This is a genomic window from Bartonella sp. CL25QHWL (assembly GCF_042195335.1).
GTDB lineage: Bacteria > Pseudomonadota > Alphaproteobacteria > Rhizobiales > Rhizobiaceae > Bartonella.
Map to the genome: position 1 here is coordinate 1 of NZ_JBHIOE010000038.1, position 4,079 is coordinate 4,079.

Annotated in this window: 7 protein-coding genes; all 7 read right to left on the minus strand. The window is 40.3% G+C overall.

From position 1 onward, the window contains the following. Positions 1-284: 284 nt before the first annotated feature. Entirely contained in the window at positions 285-689 is a 405-nt protein-coding gene (locus ACFILY_RS09075; protein WP_026500686.1) for a hypothetical protein, read from the minus strand. A gap of 176 nt (positions 690-865) precedes the next feature. Beyond that, positions 866-1,267, minus strand: coding sequence for a hypothetical protein (locus ACFILY_RS09080; RefSeq protein ID WP_026500687.1), 402 nt, complete (start codon positions 1,265-1,267; stop codon positions 866-868). 64 nt (positions 1,268-1,331) lie between these two features. After that, positions 1,332-1,457 carry a hypothetical protein gene (locus ACFILY_RS09085; protein WP_375637926.1) on the minus strand — a complete coding sequence of 42 codons (126 nt, stop codon included), beginning with the start codon at positions 1,455-1,457 and terminating at the stop codon, positions 1,332-1,334. Then, complete coding sequence (locus tag ACFILY_RS09090) at positions 1,445-1,858, minus strand: hypothetical protein (RefSeq protein ID WP_273790553.1); 414 nt, start codon at positions 1,856-1,858, stop codon at positions 1,445-1,447. The genes ACFILY_RS09085 and ACFILY_RS09090 overlap by 13 nt, the downstream gene beginning before the upstream one ends. Continuing rightward, positions 1,855-2,619 carry a filamentous hemagglutinin gene (locus ACFILY_RS09095; protein WP_375637925.1) on the minus strand — a complete coding sequence of 255 codons (765 nt, stop codon included), beginning with the start codon at positions 2,617-2,619 and terminating at the stop codon, positions 1,855-1,857. The genes ACFILY_RS09090 and ACFILY_RS09095 overlap by 4 nt, the downstream gene beginning before the upstream one ends. Before the next feature lie 15 nt (positions 2,620-2,634). Further along, on the minus strand, positions 2,635-3,051 hold the full coding sequence (locus ACFILY_RS09100) for a hypothetical protein (protein ID WP_375637924.1): 417 nt from the start codon (positions 3,049-3,051) through the stop codon (positions 2,635-2,637). Further along, positions 3,048-4,079 (minus strand): filamentous hemagglutinin (locus ACFILY_RS09105; protein WP_375637923.1); only part of this gene is annotated, 1,032 nt, incomplete at its 5' end. The genes ACFILY_RS09100 and ACFILY_RS09105, both read right to left, overlap by 4 nt.

A 4,079-nucleotide genomic window follows, 5' to 3' on the forward strand; every position in this document is an offset into this window, starting at 1 on the left:
AGTATTTTATTTCTCCATAATGCTGGAGAAAGTGAGGGAATTGAGTTAACACATCCAGTGATACTTAACAGAGCTATGCAACTCAATAGTTTTAAGATTTTCTTCATTCTTCCCCTCCTTCAGTGGGTTTCTTTACAATAAAACAGCTCGGAAGCTTGTTGATATTTCCTGTCACCGCTGCTTAAAAAAACGGTGAACAATATTGAGATGATGGATTGAGGGAACAATCGCGCCATTCCAAGTGAAGGCAAGGATAGCGGTTTGTTGATCATCACAAACAGTGCTTAAGGTTGGCATTCTGGTTTATTTTTATATTTTTGGCAATAAGCGCTATTTAAACGCTTCTTGACACTTCGTTTTGGAATGACAGCACCTGGCACACAAATCGGAAGATCTTCGGCATTATAATTTCTACACCGATCTCTCCACTTCCCTCCTAATTTACTATGAAAACCTGCTTGGGTTAGACATGCATAAATAGATGTATTCGCATTTATACTTAACTCTCTATAATCCATCATATAATCATCATGAGGATTCAGCATTCCACATTCTAATAGTGCTTTTTTAATCTCAATCTTATCTTCTCCTAGCTTCTCTAATACATCCACAGCCTGGTAAGGACCTGGAAAACATCCAGCTATAATAAGCAAAGCCAATCCACTCAATAACTTTAAAGTTGCTTTCATTTTTTCTCTCCTTCAATGATTTTTTATCATAAGATTGCTTATAAGCTTGTCGATGTTTTATATTCCTCTGTCCATACCAATTTGAAACATGTTGAGTGCCGATACAATTGGCCCACACACTTATGCAAAAGATAAAAAAACTAAAGATTACTCTTAATCATACCATCATCAAAAAACTACGGTAGACATTCAGGCTTGTTTCTATTTCTTTTACAATGGGGGCTGTTCAGGCGTTTCTTAACACTTCTTTGAGGAATGACAGCACCTGAATGACAAATCGGAAAACGAGCATCAAAAAACTCACACGAACTCAAATATCCGGATTTATATCTAAAACCTGCTTGAACCATGCAAGCTTCAATTAATGCGTTCGCATTTCCGTCTAACTTTCTGTTGTATTCATCACGATTATAAGGTGTTGGCATGCCACATTCTAACAGCGCTTTCCCTATATCAATTGTATTTGCACCAGGCTTATCCCATAATTCCCAAGCTGATAAGGGAACCTCAGCTTTATACTCACATCCAGCTATACTTAACAGAGCTATGCCGCTCAATAATTGCAAGACTTTCTTCATTCTTCCCCTCCTTCAGTGGGTTTCTTTACGATAAAACAGCTCATAAACCTGTTGATATTTCCTGTCACCGCTGCTTAAAACAACGGTGAACAATATTGAAATGGTTGGTTGAGGAAACAATCCCGCCATTCCAAGCAAAGGCACGGAGGGCGGATTGTTGATCATCACTAGCAAGACTTAAGGTTTGCATTCAGGTGCATTTTTATATTTTTTACAAAAAGGGCTGTTTAAGCGCTTCTTGACACTGGGCCTCGGGATCACAGCACCTGGACGACAAATGGGCAAGTTTTCGGCTCTAAAAGTATAACACCACCCTCCCGCTCTTGCTACTTCTTCATCTTTATAGCGGAATCCTGATTGAATCATGCAAGCATAAGTTGTTGCTTTTGCATTGATGCTCTGCTTTCTATTTTCTGGAAATACATCATAAGGCGTTGGCATACCACATTCTAATAATGCTTTTCCTATTTCAGTAAAATCTGCTCCTGGCTTCTCCCAAGCAGTCAAGTATCCTGAAGGAGGCTTATTAAACTGACATCCAGCGATACTGAATAGAGTTACAGCACTTAATAATTTTAAGGTTTGTTTCATTTTTTACTCCATGATTTACTTGAAGGAACTTGTTCACGATGAGATGAGCCATAACGCACGTTACACTTATCGCCCGCGTCTCCAAGACAGGTATGGGGATTTATGGGATCTGAGAACATATTCCATGTTTCTTTCCACCAGTTACTACCAGCAGGTATTGTCTCGTAAGTATAGCCATTGCCGCCAATCCATCGGCTTACAAAGTCATATCTATTCCCATCAAAACCAATAGTGGTTTGTTTGCCATCACTCACATAACCTAACAGACCGGATGCAACTAAAGCATTAAAGGCGGGTCCATAGAAATTGATATTCGTGTTGTCGGCTATACCGTGCACACCTTCTTGTTTGAAAGAATTCAGCATATTCCCCAATGTCATGGTACCACGGCTATGTCCATAAAGTTCTAACCCTGTAATACCATGGCTATACACCAAATCTTTTGCTTCTTGTGTTGAATTGGTCAAACCCCAAAAGTTATTTTCCATAAACTTCTGATAGCCCGCGACCAAAAGTTCTGAGATAGCAGAATCGGCTTCTGGGAACACCACAAAATAAAGCGGTGCATTTTTATCCTTCGCATGTTGAACCGCATAAACAGCGGCTTCCTCTGGTGGAGTAAAGATGCCATTAAAGGACACATGCACCTTGCCATCAGCACCTTTTTGTAAATGCTGCTTTTCTTCATCCGTTAAATAATGTGCGTGAGGAAACAATCGCGCCATTCCAAGTGAAGGCAAGGATGGCGGATTGTTGATCATCACTAGCTGCAAAACTTAAGGCTGGCATTTGCGACTATTTTTATATTTTTTACAAAAAGGGCTGTTTAAGCGCTTCTTGACACTTCGCTGTGGAACAACAGCGCCTAGACGACAAATGGGCAAGTTTTTCTCTTTAAAAGTATAACATGGCCCTCCCGCTCTTGCTACTTCTTCATCTTTATAGCGGAATCCTGATTGGAGCATGCAAGCATAAGTTGTTGCTTTAGCATTAATACTCTGCTGTTGGTTTTCTGGATCGATATCATAAGGCGTTGGCATGCCACATTCTAATAGGGCTTTTCCTATCTCCGTAAAATCAGTAACACTATTTTTCTCCCACATACTCAAATACCCTGGAGCAGGCTTATCAATGTTACATCCAGCAATATTTAACAGAATGAGACCACTTAATAATTTCAAGATTTTCTTCATTTTTTTCTTCCTGAATATTTTGAATAAATTGGCGTACGATTAGGTGAACCGTAGCGCCATGTACAAGCATCACCGGCATGACCATAACAAGCATGAACACTTGGGTAGCCCTTAAATATTTGCCCTCTCTCTTTCCAGGGACCACTTCCAGGAGGTATTTGTTCAAAAGTGTAAGGATTTTTGCCAATCTTTGTACCCACAACGTCATATTTATGATTTTCCAAGTTTACATAATCCTGCTTTCCATCACTTAAGATATATAACGTATCTGCCATGTTTTGAGTATTATAAGCTGGTCCAAAGAAATTAATCGTTGTTTTCTTTGCTATACCATGAACACCATGCTTTTCTAAATCATGCGATCCATTGCCCGCTGTCATACTGCCGCGGCTATGCGCATCAGTATGCAATCCTATATTGCCAAGGCTATACAACAGATTCTGGTACTTCTTCGTCGAATTGGTCAGAGCACCCAACTTACCTTCTAGAAAATACTGATACCCTGCAATGAACCCCTCTACCAAGAGCGAATCGCTATGAGGGAACATCAGAAAATAGTGCGGATCATTCTTGTTATCAGCCAACTGAACCGCATTATGGGCTGCTTCATCTGGTGTTGTAAGAATACCATTGAGGAAAACATGAACCTTGCCATCAGAACCTTTTTGTAAATTCTGTTGTTCTTCAGGCGTTAAATAATGATATTGCGGCTGCGGGTTTCCATGGCTATCTTCTATAGGTTCCCCATTTTCATCGGTTGCATAGATCACATTGCCATTTTCATCGTGATCCACGGTAGCCAGATAATGCTCTTTGATAAACATGTTTACAAAGCCCTGTTCAAAGATATTAAATTCTTCATCCGATAAATCATTGATCATATCTACGCGATTATGCACTACCCCCTCAAGCGATGCGACATCTAGCTGTCCTACTGCTTGGTGGGCTGTAGCGGTGTTGCGGTTGAGAGAGCCAATGATTTGTCCAGCATCTTGCCCCATCGCCCTCTGTCCAGTTGTATCAGTAAG